This window comes from Microbulbifer maximicatervae (SeqCode), assembly GCF_052467955.1.
Genome location: NZ_CP174329.1, coordinates 3,419,128 through 3,436,133 on the forward strand (window position 1 = coordinate 3,419,128; position 17,006 = coordinate 3,436,133).

Genomic DNA, 17,006 nt, shown 5'->3' on the forward strand with positions numbered 1-17,006 from the left:
ACAGTGCAACAAGTATCCTTTTAATGTGCTAATAGCATTAGCCCACCAGAACGCACCCACAGAAGTACGCAGGTGAAATTGCGATGTTCTGGCGACCTTCTAGATGAAAAACCCTAATTATATATATCTATAAATTCAGCTGTAATTCTCTAAGGTTTAGAGTCGGAGTTATCCATATTTCAGCATCAAAGGCAGCAAAAAATTTTTCATTATAGGTCATCAGCTGATCTTGACAGTTCTCTTCAAAGATAAAAATTGCTGCACGCTTTCCTTGCTCCAAAAAGAAGTAGGAAGCCTCAGGATTGGCTGAGGCGATAAAATCATTCATCGCCACAGACATACTATCATCAGCAATGGACTTGTTGCCGGCCTTTGCCGGTATCAGGATTTTCATTAATAGGCGCATTTTGATCCTAGCAGTTGTCGAGTTTGCAGGATCAAAACATAGCCTTTTCACTATCCAGCTGCGCTGCATTAAGTGACAATTCTCTGAGCATATCAGTGGTAATTTACAACCGATATTCAGTAAGTAGCCTTTTCCTTCCGGCCAATAGTATTACTACCTGAAGGCGCCATCGAATCTCTACAGCATGCCCCAGGGAAGGGAAAACATGACTTAGGTAGTCACCAAGTCACTGGGATCGCTCCCTTTCTTTGGCTTACGCTCAATCCACTTAATCCATTTTAAGTCCTCTACCATAGTTGTATAGATGACCGGCACCAAAAATAGTGTTCCAAAAGTGGCCAAGATAAGGCCGCCAATTTGCGCAAAACATAATGGCCGCCAGAGGGGGCCTCCGTGAATAGCTAAGGGGATTAAGGCGAAGGTCGTCGCTGCAATAGTGATTAAAATGGGGCGCAGTCTAAGAATACCTGCATCAAGTAATGCCTGACGAAGCGAATCTCCTGCAGTATGACGCATCTCAATAAAATCAAATAGGACAATAATATGACTGACAATGACGCCTATTAGGCTCACTATCCCTAAAAACGCCATAAAGCCAAATGGCTGACCAGATATAAACAACGCTACTAGTGCACCCACCATACCTAATGGAACCGTGGCGAACACTACCAGAGGCTTTATCAAACTACTAAATTGGAATACCAAAGCAAGGTATATTGCACTGGAGGAAACAGCCATGATCATTAGTAATTGCAGGAATCCATGACGAGTACTGGCTGCATCTCCAGATATCTGCAATTGATATCCAGCAGGCAAAGAATTTGAGAGTTCTTTTAACTCTTTTTGAACACCAGACATAATATCTGATGAAATGAACCCGGAATATGGAAATGCATAAACAGTAATCGTTCGAAACTTTTCCAATCTATATATTCTTTCTGTCGAAAAGAGAATGGAAGTGGTTGCCACTTGTCGCAATGGAATATGAATATCGCTATCAGATGCGAATACATATAGATTATTGACATCCTCCAACTGTCCACGTTCCGCCAATCGAAGCTGAGCAACAATAGGTATTTCCTTATCTCCCTGACGCAAGGTATCCACTGTAGACCCAGTAAAACCTGAAGACGATGCCAGAGCGATATCAGCATTGGTTACGCCCGACATCTCAGCTCGATCTTCTAGCACATTCATATTCATTACTAGACTTTTTCCTGCCCAATCAGCGCGAACCACGCGAGCATAGGGAGACTTCTCAATAATTTCTTTAACTTTTTCAGCATATTCTCGCAGAAGTGCTATATCCTTCTCCTCCTCCAAAGACCCAACAGCAACTCGCCCAGAAACTCTTATCTCAACAGGGTGATCAACTGTACTTGTTTGTAGCTGGCGAACATCTAACTCCGCTCCAGGAATTCGTTCAGAAAGAGCAGCCTGGATAATTGGAACCAGAATAGGTGTCAGATACTTATCACTTAATCGAACGATAATCTGCCCATAATTGGATTGCTTTTGTTGAGGATTGGAGGTGTACCAAAAACGTGGCGCTCCACCACCTAAAGTGCTGCTAATCCCCTCCAATATGGGTCCGTCACTATTTTTTACATGCTCCCGCTGATACTCTTCGATAGTTTCTCTAATTATTTCCTCTGCGACCTTTGCTACATTATCCGTTGCATCAATACTCGCATCATTTTGCAACCAGATATCAACATAAAATAAATACTGAACATCAGCGGGAAAGAATGCATTCCTCAACTGGCTTTTTATAACAACACCCAATACAAGGATGCCTAAAGCAATTAATATAACAATCTTTCTGTTACTAATAGCCCAATCTGCTGTTCGGTAGTAGTGCCCGGTAAGCCCCTCTTTCCGCCGCACCTCCAAACTGCGCTCCGTTTGATCCGGCGGGCGTAATAACGTATTCCCAAGAAAAGGGATAAATGTCATGGAAACAATGCGGGATGCAACCAAAGCACAAACCATCACAACAGGAAGACTATGTAGAAAATCTCCCTGGTTACCCGTTAGCAATAAAAACGGCAAATACGCAACAATATTTGTCAATGTCGCAAAAAAAATCGCCTTAGCCAGCAAAGTTGGGCCCAACCAAGCAGCAATAATTGAGGGTTTACCGGATGCCATTTGTCGTTTAATCGCGTCACTCGCCACTACTGGATCATCTACCAAAAGGCCCAGAGCTATTATCAACGCAGCAATTGACACCTGTTGAATATCTATCCCCAGCAGCTGCATAAATCCAAAGGTCATTGTCAGTGTTACTGGTATAGATATCATTAACAGTACAGCAGATCTCCAATCTGAAAACCCGATAAACGCAATTATCACAACTAAAATAATCGCCTCTATCAAAGCTTCTAGAAAGAGGCTTACACTCTCTCGCACTTGACGCGGCTGATCAGAAACTCTTTCAATAATAAGGTCTTTTGGTAAATCAACCTTAACCTTTTCCAAGACTGTGCTAACATTGCGACCAAGCTCGCCTATTTGTTTGCCATCCAGCATCTGCACAGAGAGGTTAATGCTGCGACTACGCTGCCAGTCTCCATTTTCATCTTTATTTACATAGTAATTTAACAGGGGCGGTGGTGCTTGATACCCCATAATAATATCGACAATTCCTCGCAAATATACCGGCGTTCCTGTATCACTCAAAGCTACCGGGACATTGGCAATTTCTTCATGGTTATTAAATTCACCACTGGGCATAATCGCGATACCCAGATCATCCGAAATAATGGTACCGCCGGGAATAGTTGTATTGCGGGCATTGAGAATAGGGGCAATCATATCCGGTCGCAGCCCATAGGAGGCCAACCTCTCCTGCGAATACAGCAGCTTCACTTCTTGGGTGAGTACGCCAGTTCTTAACACCCTTTTCACTTCAGGAATGGCTCTTATATTTGCTGCAATAAGATCAGAGAAATCATCAAGTTGACGATAGCTATATTTCGCACCTGCCACTTTCATTAAATTGTCACGAGTATTGGCCAGGTTACGAACTACGAAAGGGTCCCAAGCATCGGGAAAAAAGCGCTGGGCACTTAGCCTATCGGATAGGTAGAGCTTTGTAGCCGCTAGTATTTCACTGTTACTTTTATCAGATAAAAAATCCACCCCAAGGTAGCCAGCCCCATTTAATACTTCAAAATTCGTTCCGTATCCTTGGGCCTCCAGCCAGTTAGCAAAAATCCATAGGCCTGTAGCAGAGTACGTATCTGCTAAAGACAAAGGAAGGGCAACAACAATACTCACCCGTCCCTTACTATTTGACTCTTGCCCTCGAACCTCTGAAATACCTTCCCTAATATCCTCCGCACGCAATGTAATTTCAGTTGGCCCTGCACGGGGACTAGCAACACTGAGTAATATAGCTGCAGTATCACCAAACTCCGAGTTCAGAGAAATTTTGCTAGCTCCAGATGGCAATTGCTGCTGAGCATCAATCAGCTTCAGATTAAGATCATTAAATGCCTTGGTAACATCGGTTTTCGGTGCCAACTGCGCTTGTACGATAGAGACACCATTTAATGTAAGGGACTTTATTGCAAAGGTCCTTGAGTCTGGCTCGTGAAGATATTCACTCTGCGCTATCGCCTCTTCAACTTTCCGAGTTACCAACTCTTCAACTCTTACTGCAGATTGTCCACGCCAATGAGTTGTTGCTACAGCAATACGCACAGGAATATCTGGATCTTTGCTTTTCGGCATAAAGAGATAAGCAACCACCCCCCATACCAGGATAGTGACCAGCAATGCAGCGGAAATACTCGGGTTGTCTACAAAAAAACGAGCAGTATTGAAACGGTGGTGACTTTCCGCCTCAATAATTTCTGCCTGTCTTTTTTCTTCCTGATCTGTCATTCCCTAACCCTCAAGGCACGACAATTATAGCTTCCCCATCTCTGAGCTGGGCAGCACCAGTTGATACAACCTCCTCGCCCTCTGTTAACCCCTGGATAATGACAATATCATTGCCAACCACTTGCCCCGGGAGCACTTTTCTTAGTTTTGCTCGCAATAATTCCTTGTCTCTTTCCAGCACAAATACAGCGAATCCTTTAGATTTACCAGGATGAGCTACTAAACATGAGAGCGGTATAACGACCCTATCTGGAGGTATCGGTATTTTATCCAGGGCCAAAGACATAATCATTCCTACCCGTAATTGCGCTTTTGGATTGTCAACAGTGACCGTAATTGCGAAAACTCTGGTGCGGGGATCAGCCATGGGCGAAACTTCAGTGATCATGCCCTTGAATGTAAGGTCTGGTAAAGACTCTGTACGCAATGACACCACACTGCCCAGTGGAGCATAACTCAACACGATGTCCGGTACGGAAAATACAACCTTAACACGGGAAATATCAGCCACAACGAAGCCAACCGACTGCGAGTGAACCAATGTGCCCACCTCAATGTTACGTTGCAGGATAATTCCAGTCAGCGGAGAGCGCAGTACTGTATCTCGTAACTCTTCCTCTGCCCTGTCTAAATGGGCCTTACTGCCAACTACTGCTGCCTGCGCAATTTCATACTCTTCCCTGGCTGAATCATAATCAGGCGCGGTAATACTGGCAGTGGCAAAAAGCGCAGTTGCCCGTTTGTAATTGAGGTCAGCTTTACGCCTCTCTGCTTCTGCTTTACTCACATTTGCAGCGGATTCCACCACGCGATCTCTATATTGCTCGTCATCAATCTTCGCCAATACTTCATGGCGTTTAACGTAATCCCCTCCTTGCAGCAAACGAGTCTGCCCGAGCGCCTTTCGCGAGGGTATTACACGTACATAGCCCTCTGTACGGAATGCTACATCAACTTGCGTATAAGGATTGACGACTGCGGAGTAAGGATAACCAGCTGCTGCGTCTTGCGAGCGGGCAACAAAAACTTCCACCGGTGTGGGCTTTCTCTCCGGTGGTTGGCGGTGGCAACCACCGACGACCACTAATAAAGCGATAATGCAGAGGCTGATAACACGCATTTATCACACCTCCCCCACCGACCGTTCATATTCAGCCAGTGTTCCCCATACAGACAGTACCGCTCGATTGTAGTCGCTATTCGCACGAAAAAGCTGCTTCTCCGCCTCCAGGACATCACTCAGGACGGCAGCTTGTTCGCGGTAACGATTTGTCATTACCCGTACTTTTTCCCGATAAGCGGCTTGTAATTCCCGCGCAACCCCTACAGACTCTTGAGAAGTGCGCAAGCGACGCAAGCTTTCACGAACCTCTATTTCTATTCGATTTCGAACCTCTTCAGACTTTTTTTCCGCTTCGAGAATTTTATTGGCACGACTGGAAAGTTCATCCCGTTTCCGCCCCCAATCAAAAAATTCCCAGCGCATCTCCAGGGCAATGAAAGCTTCAGCATCGGGTATTAAACTGACGTCATAAAGCTTTAGGTATTCAATATTCAAATCTACTTCGGGGATATACTCGGACTTCTTCACATCGTAACTATATTCAGCCCGCTCAATCGACAGCTCTGATTCAGCGAGATCTGGACGCTGCTCAAAGGCAAGTCCTAAAGAGGTTTCGACATCGAACGCTAAATGATGTGGGTTTGGTAGACTCTGAATATTGAAGGGCGTTTCAACATCCCGGGCCATCAACGCATTGAGACGCTCCTTCGCTGTCGCCATCTCATCGATAAGGCGCTGGCGCTCCAGCCTGCGCTGGGCCAGGCGTGCTCGCACATCCAAAAGTTCATACTCGAGGGCAACTTGTTGTGCAACATAATTCCCTACAAGTTCACTCAAAGAAGTCAGGAAGATAATGGCTTCATCCACGGCCTGTAAATCACCAAGGATTCTGCCAATTTCAAAATACTGGATCTTGGTGAGGTAGCCTATATCCTGCTGCACCAAGCGAACCTTTTCCTCCGCCATTTCAGTGACAACGTAGCCCTCACAAATCTCTAGCTCTATTGTGTATAGCTGTGTGATAGGTTGGGTCGCGCTGACAGAGAAGGTCTTGGTCACACCTTCCTCTGATGTGATCTCTATATCCCTAGGAGGGATAGGGCCTATCGGAGAATTCTGCACAAAAACGCCACGATCAAAGGTGTACCTCTGGCGTGTTAAGTTATCGATTATCCCTGCATTCATTTCCAGCCGGGGATAGCGCTTTGTTTTTAATGCCTCGACGTCATCCCAAACCTCATTAACTTCAAGCGCAGCCGCCTGAACCCGTAAATTAGCTGTCACTGCCAAATCGACGGCATCTTCCAGGGTCAAAACAGGCTCGCTGGCATAGCTCCAGGCTCCGCCGCCAGTCAGCAGTATTGCGAGCGCGCACTCGAACAACGGCCACCTCTATTTCCAGCAACAATTTAAATCTGCTCACTGCGCAAATAAATTTAGGATCGAGTAAGTATATCTGTTGACAGCCACTGGCCGGACTGCTGGCCCCAGACTGGCGGATTCCTATTTATCCCCTTGGATAATATTCATATTTTTAATAACTTAATGAATTTATATTCCACCGACTCGCGACTAGAGATTCATTTTCGAAAACACCAGCACCTCTTAGAGCGGACAGCCCCCTCCCATCAGTTTTCCGAACAGAAACTGTGTAGACGCCATAAAGAAGCATCACCTGTCGCGATCCTTTAGCTAGGCTAGTTAATGGCGGCAATCAAAACCGTATTTCTTTGGTTCCGTGGAAAACCCTATGGCGGTGAAGTTTATTCCTCTATTGATTCTCGCGGTTTGCACTATCGCCGTGGCTGGGGTGTTGAGCTTATTGGTTTATTTTGACCTGGATGATCAGATTATTGAGCTGATGCAGTGGCTCAATGAGCAGGGCTGGCAGACAAGTTTGCTATTTATCTTAATTGTGGCCGCAGCAATCGTCTTTTTACTCCCTGGCGTCATTTTTACCATGGGGGCGGGGTTCGTATTTGGCGTTATAAAAGGAACTCTACTGGTTATTGCCGGCACCGTACTTGGGGCAACCCTCGCATTTCTTATCGCCCGCTACCTTCTTGGCGAGAAGCCCTCTCGGTGGGTTATGTCTCATATCAAGCCCGCGACTGTTGGCGAAGTGATTCGTCGCGAGGGCTGGCAAATGATTATGTTGACCCGACTGGTTCCCCTATTTCCCTTCAAGTTGTCGAACTACTTCTTTGGACTGACTCCAGTTCGACTGCGTGACTTTGTGATCGGAAATGCCCTGGGAATTATCCCCCTTACACTGCACAACGTTTACATCGGCTCCATCGCAGCAGATCTCACCTCCCTGGGCAAGGTTGAGGAACGCACTCCAGTTCAGTGGGGATTTTATATTGCCGGATTCGCCCTGGCCGTCATCGCACTAATCGGGCTCACTCGAATGGCTCGTCGTGCATTGAAAAGAATTATTAAAGAAGAGGACCTCTGATGCCTTGGATGAAATGGCTACCTTGGCGCTTCTTCGTACGCCGCTTTGCCACCGCTCACGGTTTCCTTGATCCACTCACATTGATGGCGCATCTACAGCGCTTTGCCGAGCCTTCAGAGGTGAGTGAACCCATCGAGCTGCTACGCGCAGGGGCGGTATTTCACGCTCGAGCACTGATCAACAGTAAAGTCATACAACACAACCTGGACTGGGTGTGGCCCTACTGGATTCAGCGCCAGTTCGATCCCTATGACAAGTCGTTTATCCCTCGAGCTTTTTCCATTAGCCACTGCAATTTGAGCCACCGCAATTGGACCGCTGTAGGTATACCAGACTGCGAAGAATTGCCGATTGTCGACCCCCGAGGCCTGCTTACACCCCACTACGATGGTTGGTCTATCGATGTCTGGGTCATCAGTGATAGCGGTGAAGAGCTAATGCCTTCCACCCTCGGCTTCTGCAACCAGCACCAGGAGCTGGGAGATGATATTGCGATAGTCACCGAATCCCACCGCCGGGGTCTTAAGTTACATAACAGGGCTTCAGCGAGCTTGCTCCAGGGCCATCCCCGTTGTGTGCTTGAACTCAATGCCCAGTGTCCGGGAGGCGGCTGGTTAATGGTGGTCTTGCGCCCCTGCAATCCGGAGGGCGTCAGCTTTGTTCACAAGGTTCGCCTGGGCGACAGCGGGCGCAATTGGCTTATTGAAGACAAGTCTGCAGTGGAGTTCAGTCAGCCGGTAGACAAACACCTGGCATCCAATTACAAGCGCGGCGATATCTACCTCCATCTCCGCGACAAAGAGAGCAATCGCGAGGGGCTCTGCGATATTGGCATGGCCTCCGCGGCCGCTATGTTTCGCATCGAAGACCGAAAATCCCGCAAGATTGAGGTTGCTATCCCCCTGGTCACAGAGGAGAGTAAACAGCGCTCTCCCCTTTGCTGGGAACATGTCCTGGAAGGTCACTGTGCCCTGACCGTTCCCGACGAAAAATTTCAGTTTCTTTACGACTCAGCAATACGCACCCTTATTCTCCACTCTCCCAAAGATGTCTACCCGGGGCCTTACACCTACAAGCGGTTTTGGTTTCGGGACGCGGCATTTATGATTCAATCGCTGCTTTATGCCGGACTGACAAACCGCGCAGAAAGAGCTCTGGAGCAATTTCCCCACCGGCAAAAGCGGGATGGTTTTTTTCACTCCCAGGACGGCGAGTGGGACTCCAATGGTGAAGCCCTGTGGATCTTCAATCTCTATTGTGAATTAACCGGCAAACCCTTAAAGCAGCCGTGGTGCGAGCCTGTCGTCAGGGGTGCCAAATGGATTATCAACAAGCGCCTGCCGAATGATGGCAGCCCCTGTGGGGGCCTGCTCCCTGCGGGATTCAGTGCAGAACACCTGGGGCCCAACGACTGCTACTACTGGGACGACTTCTGGGGCGTCGCCGGCCTGCAGAGTGCCGCCAGTATTTGCACGCGCGAAGGTATGGATGACAACGCCCATCGCTTCAATACCGCGGCCAGCGACTTCCAGCGCACTATTGATCAAAGCTTGCAGGATGCACAGGACCGCCTGGGCCGCCCCGCGATGCCAGCCTCACCAAACCGGCGCCTGGATGCCGGTGCCGTAGGATCGATCGCCGCAGGCTATCCCTTGCAACTCTACCCACCAGAGGACCCGAGGCTGGTAGACCTGGCTGAATACCTGATGGAAAAGTGCTTTGTGAGCGGCGGGTTTTTCCAGGACATGATCCATTCCGGCATTAACGCCTACCTCACTCTCCACATTGCCCAGGTATTGCTTCGGGCTGGAGATGCCCGCTGTATTGACCTTATGCGCAGTGTCGCAGAACTGGCATCGCCAACAGGGCAATGGCCGGAAGCCATCCACCCCCATTCTCTCGGCGGATGTATGGGGGATGGACAGCACGCCTGGGCAGCGGCTGAGTGGGTGGCGATGCAACGCAATTGCTTCGTCCGCGAAGAGCAGGACGCACTGGTTCTCATCTCCGGGCTCCCCCCCGAGTGGCTCAAAGGTACTGACTCAGATCAGCCCATCCGCTTTGGGCCCGCTCCAACCCGGTTTGGCTTAGTTACCCTGGAAATTCAACCTGGCTCCACGCCAACGGTCTCTTGGGCTGCCGATTGGCATGGGAAGCCCCCGCCTATCGCCATTAAGGCCATCGGCTTCCGGCCAGTGCTGATCACCGACGAATCGCAGAGTGCGGAGTTGAGCCCCAAGTGAATATCGTGATGCTCACCAACACCTACTTACCTCACGTGGGCGGCGTTGCGCACTCCGTCGCCGCGTTTAGTGAGGAATATCGCAAACGTGGGCACAAAGTACTGGTGATCGCACCTGAGTTCCCGCAAAAGTCTGACGATGAAGAACATGTTCTGAGAATTCACTCAATCCAGAATTTTAATGGCACCGACTTTTCCATGGCGCTGCCATTTTCAGGGGTTTTGAATGATGCGCTGGATAAATTCCGTCCGGATATCCTTCATGCCCACCACCCTTTTCTCCTGGGGCTGACTGCCCTACGTATTTCGCGAGAGCGCGAGCTACCGCTCGTTTTTACCCATCACACATTGTACGAGCACTACACCCACAATTTGATGGGAGATTCACAAGCACTCAAACGCTTTGTAATGGAAGTTGCCACCCGCTTCGCCAATAAAGCTAATCTGGTCCTGGCCCCAAGCCTGAGTGTTGTGAGACTTCTCCGGGAGCGAGGGGTACAAACTCCAATCGCGGAAGTCCCTACGGGAGTGCACCCAGAGCAATACGCCCATGGAGAAGGCAATAAGCTCAGGAAAAAACTGAAAATACCTGCATCAGCATTCTTGTTGGGACACTTGGGCCGCTTTGGGAAGGAAAAAAACTTGGTTTTTCTTTGTCAGGCCGTCGCCAAATTTTTACAGGAGTATCCATCCGCACACTTTCTTCTCGCTGGCAGCGGCCCATTGGAAGATCAGCTCCAGCAGTTTTTTACCGACAAAAAATTAATGCAACGTGTACATATGCCAGGGAAAGTCATTGGCGATGCCCGCCGGGATGTCTACAGCGCGATGGACACCTTTCTATTTACTTCCACTACTGAAACCCAAGGTCTAGTGCTGTCTGAGGCAATGGCCTCTGGAGTTCCCGTGATCGCCCTGGAAGCCAATGGATCGAGAGATATATTGAAGCAAGGTATTAACGGCTGCCTGGTAACCAAAGAATCGCTGAATGATTTTGTGGCGGCGATACGTTGGTTCCACAACCTACCTGACGACCGCCGCCAGCAGATGATTAGGGAAGCCAGAATTACGGCCCAGGACTTTTCCATGAATAGCTGTGCCCAGCGTGCACTGGATCTCTATCAACCCCTCGTGCACTACAACTGGCCGCTCGATAACTCTATTTATGCGCGATGTATACGCACTGGAAAATTAATCACCATACAGTGGGAGATTTTCGAGGGCTTCACAGAAGCCGCAGGCGCAGCCTTAAATCAACCACCCAAGCGTTAGTCCACAAACTATGTTAAGCCGTATCGGACTATCAATCAGACGCTGGCGCCGCCGACTCAGTCGCAGTGAGTGGATTACTCGCTTGCTCGGACTATCCACCAACCCAAATAGCCCCCATGCCCCAGGGCTAATTTTGATCCAGATTGACGGACTGGCTTACCCCGAACTTCTCAAAGCACTGGCCCGAGGGCGAATGCCATTTCTGAAGCGGCTAATTAGAAAAGAGCACTATCGCCTGGAGCATATGTACCCGGGAGTCCCCTCAACAACGCCTGCGGTACAGGCTGAACTTTTTTATGGCGTGCGCCAGGCCGTACCTGCATTTGGCTTCCTGGTCCATGAAACACAAAAACTGGGACGGATGTACGATCCTGAGGTTGCCGCCCTGGTCGAAAAAAGAATTAAGACTCAACACCGCGATCCACTGTTGCGAGGGGGCAGCTGTTATCTCAGCCTATTTAAAGCCGGCACAAAAACCGGTGAAGCGCACTTCTGCCCCGCCGACCAGGGATGGGGCCCGGCCCTGCGCGAAGCCAGCCCCATGGCAATCGCCATTCTGATTGTCACCAATATTTGGAGCCTTGTTCGCACTACCGCGTTAATTTTGATCGAGCTGGTTTTATCTCTAGTCGATTGCGTGCGCGGGATAATCGGCGGCCAAAACCTGATTAAGGAATTGATGTTTATCCCCACAAGGGTCGGCATCACCATTCTCACTAGAGAGCTGTGCACCATGGGGGTGAAAGTTGATATCACCCGCGGCCTGCCGATTATATATATCAACCTGCTCGGTTACGATGAGCAGTCCCACCGGCGCGGGCCGCAATCGGCCTTTGCCCACTGGGTATTGAAGGGGATAGACAGTGCGATAGCCAAAATCTGGAAGGCCGCTCACGGCTCTGAGCGACGGCACTACGACGTATGGATTTTTTCAGACCACGGCCAGGAGCAAACAGTGGCTTATGAAGAGGTCAATGGACGCAGTCTTGGCGATGCCCTCTCGGAAGCCCTATCTAATTTACCTTCAGCGCCGCAGATCAAATCTACCACCATCCCCAAAAAAGTCCGTTTCGAAAGAGCTCGCCTGTTCGGCAGTGAGTGGATGGACAAAAGCAGCATCGAGGAGGAATCCACGCAAGAGGGCGATAGAACACCCACTGCCATAGCGGCCCTGGGCCCAATCGCCATGCTGTACAACATAGACCTGAACGGTACCAGCCGGGCAGATGCCGCCAAAAAGATGGTCGAGCAGGCCAAAGTGCCCCTAGTGCTCTATCTGGAAGACCCATCCTCCCCCGCTTCCTCACCCGTGCGTGGGTGGTGGAAAGATGGCCCCATCAAGCTTCCTGAAGATGGCCGCAAATTGATGGGGGACGAACACCCCTACCCGGTTGAAGCCGCTGAGGATATGGCCAGCCTGTGTCGGCACCCAGATTCTGGCGACTTTATGATGTATGGCTGGTGTGCCGGCATGAAACAACCCATGACTTTCGCCATGGAGAATGGCAGCCACGGTGGCTCAGGTCCCAATGAAACCCACGCCTTCGCCCTGATGCCTGAGGATATCCAGCCCCCAGATCCCAGTCGGGGCTATTGGCGCCCGCAGGACCTGCGCTCCACAGCCCGCTCCTACCTCCGTGGCGCCCGCCCCATGAAGTTAGATAACCACAGGATGCCAAAAACTGTTTTGCGCATCATGACCTACAACGTGCACAGTTGCCGAGGGCTGGATGGCAAGCTCTCCCCACAGCGAATTGCCCGGGTAATTGCCCGCTATCGCCCGGATGTGGTGGCATTACAAGAACTGGATGTTATGCGCAAACGCACCGGCGGCCTCGACCAGGCCGAGAGACTTGCTCGCCTGCTGGCAATGGACCTGCACTTCCAGCCCACCATCAATATGAAAGAGGAGCGCTACGGTGATGCGATCCTCACCCATCTCCCAGCCCGGCTCGTCAAGAAAGGGATTTTGCCCGGCCCTCCCACCGGCAAAGGGAGGCTTTTTAACCCCGCCGCAGATGAACCGCGCGGAGCTGTTTGGGTGGAAATCGAAGCCAATGGCAAACCTATCCAGATTATAAACACCCACCTGGGGTTATCCCGTGCAGAGCGGCTGCGCCAGGTGGATGCTCTTCTCGGCCCCGAATGGCTTAGCAATCCCCGCTGTACTGGAGAGCGAGTGCTGCTGGGGGACTTCAACGCGCTACCCAACTCTGCCGAGTGCAAGCGACTCGGGGGCTATCTCAGGGATGCCCAGGAACAGGCACCCCGCCACACCCCCAAAGGGACCTTCCTAAAGGTCCGTATTGATCACATTTTCCTAAGTGCGGGACTCAATGTGAAACGGGTGCGGGTGCCCAAGACATCACTGACCCGACAAGCCTCAGATCACCTGCCGTTGATCGTGGATATCGACCTACACATCAAGGGGGGAAAGTAACCGATCTCAGCTTATCGAGCCCCACACTCTTCGCACCTTCCAACCCGAGCGATAACACTTGAAAAATGCCCCACAGCCCCCACAATAAGCGGAGAATATTTGAATAAATCCTTTAAAAATATAGGGTTTTTGTGAATTCATAGAGACTGGCAGACGGACGCTAAAAGGGTTTTCCCGACTTGAAGGTCCCGACTGCGAGCTATATGATTCTTCTATCACTTAATAGCAGGAGTCGCTAAATGCAACCGCAAGCTTATACTCAAACCCGCGCACTGGATCGCTCGGAATCGGCGAAGGTGTTGCGCAATACCTATGCCCTACTGGCAATGACCGTTCTCTTCAGTGCCATTACCGCCGGTATTTCCATGTCTATTGGCATGGGTCGTGGCATGAGCCTGGTCTGCTCCCTGGGAGCCCTGGCCCTCATCTGGTTCGTTTTACCGCGCACAGCAAACTCCGCCGCAGGCGTTGGTGTTGTATTCGCATTTACCGGCTTGCTGGGTGCCTCACTTGGCCCAATGCTTAACCACTACTTAAGCATTCCTGGCGGCGGTCAGATCGTTATGCAAGCCCTGGGCACCACTGCAGTAATCTTCTTTGCACTGTCTGCCTACGTGTTGACTACCCGCAAAGACTTCAGCTTTATGGGCGGTTTCCTGGCTGTTGGCCTGATCGCGGTACTGGTATGTATCCTGGGCGTAGTCATCGCTGGCTTCTTCGGCATCCACATGCCGCTGTTTAGCGTTGCCCTGAGTGGCGTGATCGCCCTACTGATGTCTGGTTTCATTCTTTACAACACCAGCCAAATCATCAATGGTGGCGAGACCAACTACCTGATGGCGACCGCCTCCCTGTACCTGAATATCCTCAACCTGTTCACCAGCCTGCTGCATATCTTTGGATTTGCTTCAGACGACTAAGCAACAGCCTTGTTGAGCAAGTCACAATGCCCCGCACCGCGGGGCATTTTACTATTTGGCCCCCTATGAAGTTTTCCCTAGCCATCTACTCAGCCCCCCACAGCACCCAGTCTTCATCCAGTGCACTCCGGTTTGCCAAAGCCCTCCTAGAGCAAGGCCACGAAATTTATCGAGTGTTTTTCTACTGCGACGGCGTACAAAACAGCAATGCCATTGCCGCCCCTCCCCAGGACGAAACTGACCTGACTTCAGAGTGGCAGGCACTGGGCCACCAGCACCAATTGGACCTGGTAGTTTGTATTGCCGCTGCGCAACGGCGCGGTGTGCTGAATCAGCGAGAAGCCGAGCGCCTGGAAAGACCCGCCGCCAACTTGGCAGAGGGTTTTGAGCTGGCTGGACTCGGCCAACTCACCGATGCTGTCGCCAATTCCGATCGCCTGATTACCTTTGGAGGCTGAGCATGAGTACTAAATCATTGGCCCTATGCCTCACCGCCCCCTACGGCAATGCCTTGGCACGAGAAGGTATCGAAGCCGTACTGGCAGCGGCGGCGATGGAACAGGACATGGACCTGCTATTTCTCGGCGATGGGGTATTCCAATTGCTGGACCAGCAATCACCTGCGGATATCGGCCAGAAAAGCCTGCGACGCAATTTGCAGGCTCTGCCGATGTTTGGCATTGAGCAGTTTTTCGTTTGTGAGAAAAGCCTCGCTGAACGCAATATCACCCTGGAGCAGATCCAGGTTGCCGGCGCAGAGACTAAAGCCGTAAAAGATACCGGCTCACTGATCGCCGCCTACCCCACCGTATTGAGCTTCTGATATGACTTTGCATATTGTTAGTAAATCCCCTTATACCAGCAGTGCCCTTAAGGAATGCCTGGGTGCTTTTACTCAGGATGACTCGCTCCTGCTTATTGAAGATGGTGTCTATGCGCTGAGGCATGAGGCTCTGGAAACAGTGCCAAGTACCCAAATTTTCTGTCTTGAAGCAGACAGCGCTGCCCGTGGCCAGCAGCAACTTGCAGCAAACATGGATAGAGTGGAAATGATCGATGATGCACGCTGGGTACAGCTCTGTACCGAGCATCACCCCATAGTCAGCTGGTTTCGGTAACAAAAAATGAGCAACCTAGTAGTCAATGGCCAGGAAATCCCCTTGGACAAAGAGGGTTACCTGCGCAACCTCAGCGACTGGAATCGGGATGCCGCCCTTCAGTTAGCCAAGGCTGAAGACATCGAGTTAACCGAGGAACACTGGCAAGTTATTGAGCTGTTGCAAGAATTCTACCGCGAGTTTGAACTCTCCCCCGCTATGCGCCCGCTGGTAAAATATATTGGCCAGCATCTCGGCGCAGAAAAGGGCCGTAGTATTTACTTGATGCAGCTCTTCCCCCCAAGCCCAGCTAAAGTGGCCAGTAAAATTGCCGGCTTACCTAAGCCGACCAACTGCTTGTAACCCCCTCGCAACACTTGGCCAGGTAAGCTAGAAACAACCTGGCCGACAGACTATCTAAATGAACTTAATCTAACCAACCTATAAGGCCAGCTCTCTTTTGTAAGTTCTTTGCCCCTTGGTCCCAAATCCATATGTACTGCAAACTACACCCATGACTCAGGGTCCCAGCGGTTTGCTAAACCTTACCGGGCAGAGGGCTTCCATCTCCAATCTTTTGCCGATTTAACTCGGCTCACTGGACCCAGAATGGTTAAATTTGCTAGCGGAAATAATTTCTAACCTTATTAGGCAAGGAGAGAAATCTTGAACCTCTTCCAGCTGAGATATTTTCGCCTCTTCAATATACCAGGCCCGATAAACTAGACCGATATTCCCGTCACCCCCCACCTTCTTTGCAAGCTTTCTGTTAATGCATTCAGATGAAGACCTATTATATATGACAAACAACACGCCATCTATTTTAGCAAAGGACATTTGGGGACCATCATCATCCCCTCTAAACCATGGCTTTTCTTCATATACCACATCACCCTCAACATAACCTATACCTCGCCCCTCGGCTAAAGCTTCATGGCTTTTTTGAACCGAAGATCGTTGAGACATACCTCCATATACAGACATACAAATCAACAGTAGCCACGCCCCAAAAAAGATCATCAACGACTTATATTTAAAAACCATCTTGCAATTTCCAACTAGGTATACTCTGTAACAAAGAGCACCCAGCAGGCAAGATAGCAAAAGAGCATTAATCCAACTTACATAGCTATAACCAACAACAAAAACTATTGGTTCTTGCAAATCACTATTTTGCATTTTGAAGCACAATCCCTTCTAAATCACCTACAACCTCA

14 protein-coding genes are annotated in these 17,006 nt (G+C 50.0%); 9 read left to right on the plus strand and 5 right to left on the minus strand.

The genetic code is table 11. The annotated features are described in order from the left end of the window. Positions 1–127: 127 nt before the first annotated feature. The 4 genes from ACJJI5_RS14710 to ACJJI5_RS14725 all read right to left on the minus strand — a co-directional run bounded on the left by ACJJI5_RS14710 (position 128) and on the right by ACJJI5_RS14725 (position 6,743). Positions 128–475, minus strand: coding sequence for a hypothetical protein (locus tag ACJJI5_RS14710; protein ID WP_445354454.1), 348 nt, complete (start codon positions 473–475; stop codon positions 128–130). 141 nt (positions 476–616) lie between these two features. After that, complete coding sequence (locus ACJJI5_RS14715; protein ID WP_445354455.1) at positions 617–4,297, minus strand: efflux RND transporter permease subunit; 3,681 nt, start codon at positions 4,295–4,297, stop codon at positions 617–619. 10 nt (positions 4,298–4,307) lie between these two features. Next, positions 4,308–5,417, minus strand: coding sequence for an efflux RND transporter periplasmic adaptor subunit (locus ACJJI5_RS14720; RefSeq protein WP_444917497.1), 1,110 nt, complete (start codon positions 5,415–5,417; stop codon positions 4,308–4,310). A gap of 3 nt (positions 5,418–5,420) precedes the next feature. Beyond that, on the minus strand, positions 5,421–6,743 hold the full coding sequence (locus tag ACJJI5_RS14725; protein ID WP_444917498.1) for a TolC family protein: 1,323 nt from the start codon (positions 6,741–6,743) through the stop codon (positions 5,421–5,423). A 367-nt stretch (positions 6,744–7,110) separates the two neighbouring features. On the opposite strand from ACJJI5_RS14725, the gene ACJJI5_RS14730 reads away from it, so the two are divergent. The 9 genes from ACJJI5_RS14730 (at position 7,111) to ACJJI5_RS14770 (ending at position 16,152) form a co-directional block, all read left to right on the plus strand. After that, on the plus strand, positions 7,111–7,818 hold the full coding sequence (locus tag ACJJI5_RS14730; RefSeq protein WP_444917499.1) for a TVP38/TMEM64 family protein: 708 nt from the start codon (positions 7,111–7,113) through the stop codon (positions 7,816–7,818). Further along, entirely contained in the window at positions 7,818–10,061 is a 2,244-nt protein-coding gene (locus tag ACJJI5_RS14735) for a glucosidase family protein (RefSeq protein ID WP_445354456.1), read from the plus strand. The genes ACJJI5_RS14730 and ACJJI5_RS14735 overlap by 1 nt, the downstream gene beginning before the upstream one ends. Continuing rightward, positions 10,058–11,332 (plus strand): glycosyltransferase, encoded by a 1,275-nt coding sequence (locus ACJJI5_RS14740; RefSeq protein ID WP_444933468.1) that lies wholly within the window; start codon positions 10,058–10,060, stop codon positions 11,330–11,332. Before ACJJI5_RS14735 ends, ACJJI5_RS14740 begins: the two co-directional genes overlap by 4 nt. Positions 11,333–11,342: 10 nt before the next feature. Further along, positions 11,343–13,772 (plus strand): endonuclease/exonuclease/phosphatase family protein, encoded by a 2,430-nt coding sequence (locus ACJJI5_RS14745; protein WP_445354457.1) that lies wholly within the window; start codon positions 11,343–11,345, stop codon positions 13,770–13,772. 239 nt (positions 13,773–14,011) lie between these two features. Next, a complete protein-coding gene (locus ACJJI5_RS14750) occupies positions 14,012–14,692 on the plus strand; it encodes a Bax inhibitor-1/YccA family protein (protein ID WP_444913338.1) in 681 nt (226 codons plus the stop codon). A gap of 65 nt (positions 14,693–14,757) precedes the next feature. Beyond that, positions 14,758–15,150: a sulfurtransferase complex subunit TusD gene (gene tusD / locus ACJJI5_RS14755; protein ID WP_192879334.1), complete on the plus strand. Its 393-nt coding sequence runs from the start codon at positions 14,758–14,760 to the stop codon at positions 15,148–15,150. A gap of 2 nt (positions 15,151–15,152) precedes the next feature. Next, positions 15,153–15,515, plus strand: coding sequence for a sulfurtransferase complex subunit TusC (gene tusC / locus ACJJI5_RS14760; RefSeq protein WP_445354458.1), 363 nt, complete (start codon positions 15,153–15,155; stop codon positions 15,513–15,515). A gap of 1 nt (position 15,516) precedes the next feature. After that, positions 15,517–15,810 (plus strand): sulfurtransferase complex subunit TusB, encoded by a 294-nt coding sequence (tusB, locus tag ACJJI5_RS14765; protein WP_445354459.1) that lies wholly within the window; start codon positions 15,517–15,519, stop codon positions 15,808–15,810. 6 nt (positions 15,811–15,816) lie between these two features. After that, a complete protein-coding gene (locus tag ACJJI5_RS14770) occupies positions 15,817–16,152 on the plus strand; it encodes a TusE/DsrC/DsvC family sulfur relay protein (RefSeq protein WP_444907987.1) in 336 nt (111 codons plus the stop codon). Positions 16,153–16,374: 222 nt separating this feature from the next. On the opposite strand, the gene ACJJI5_RS14775 is transcribed toward ACJJI5_RS14770, so the two are convergent. Next, positions 16,375–16,968 (minus strand): hypothetical protein, encoded by a 594-nt coding sequence (locus tag ACJJI5_RS14775; protein ID WP_445354460.1) that lies wholly within the window; start codon positions 16,966–16,968, stop codon positions 16,375–16,377. Between the last annotated feature and the right edge of the window lie 38 nt (positions 16,969–17,006).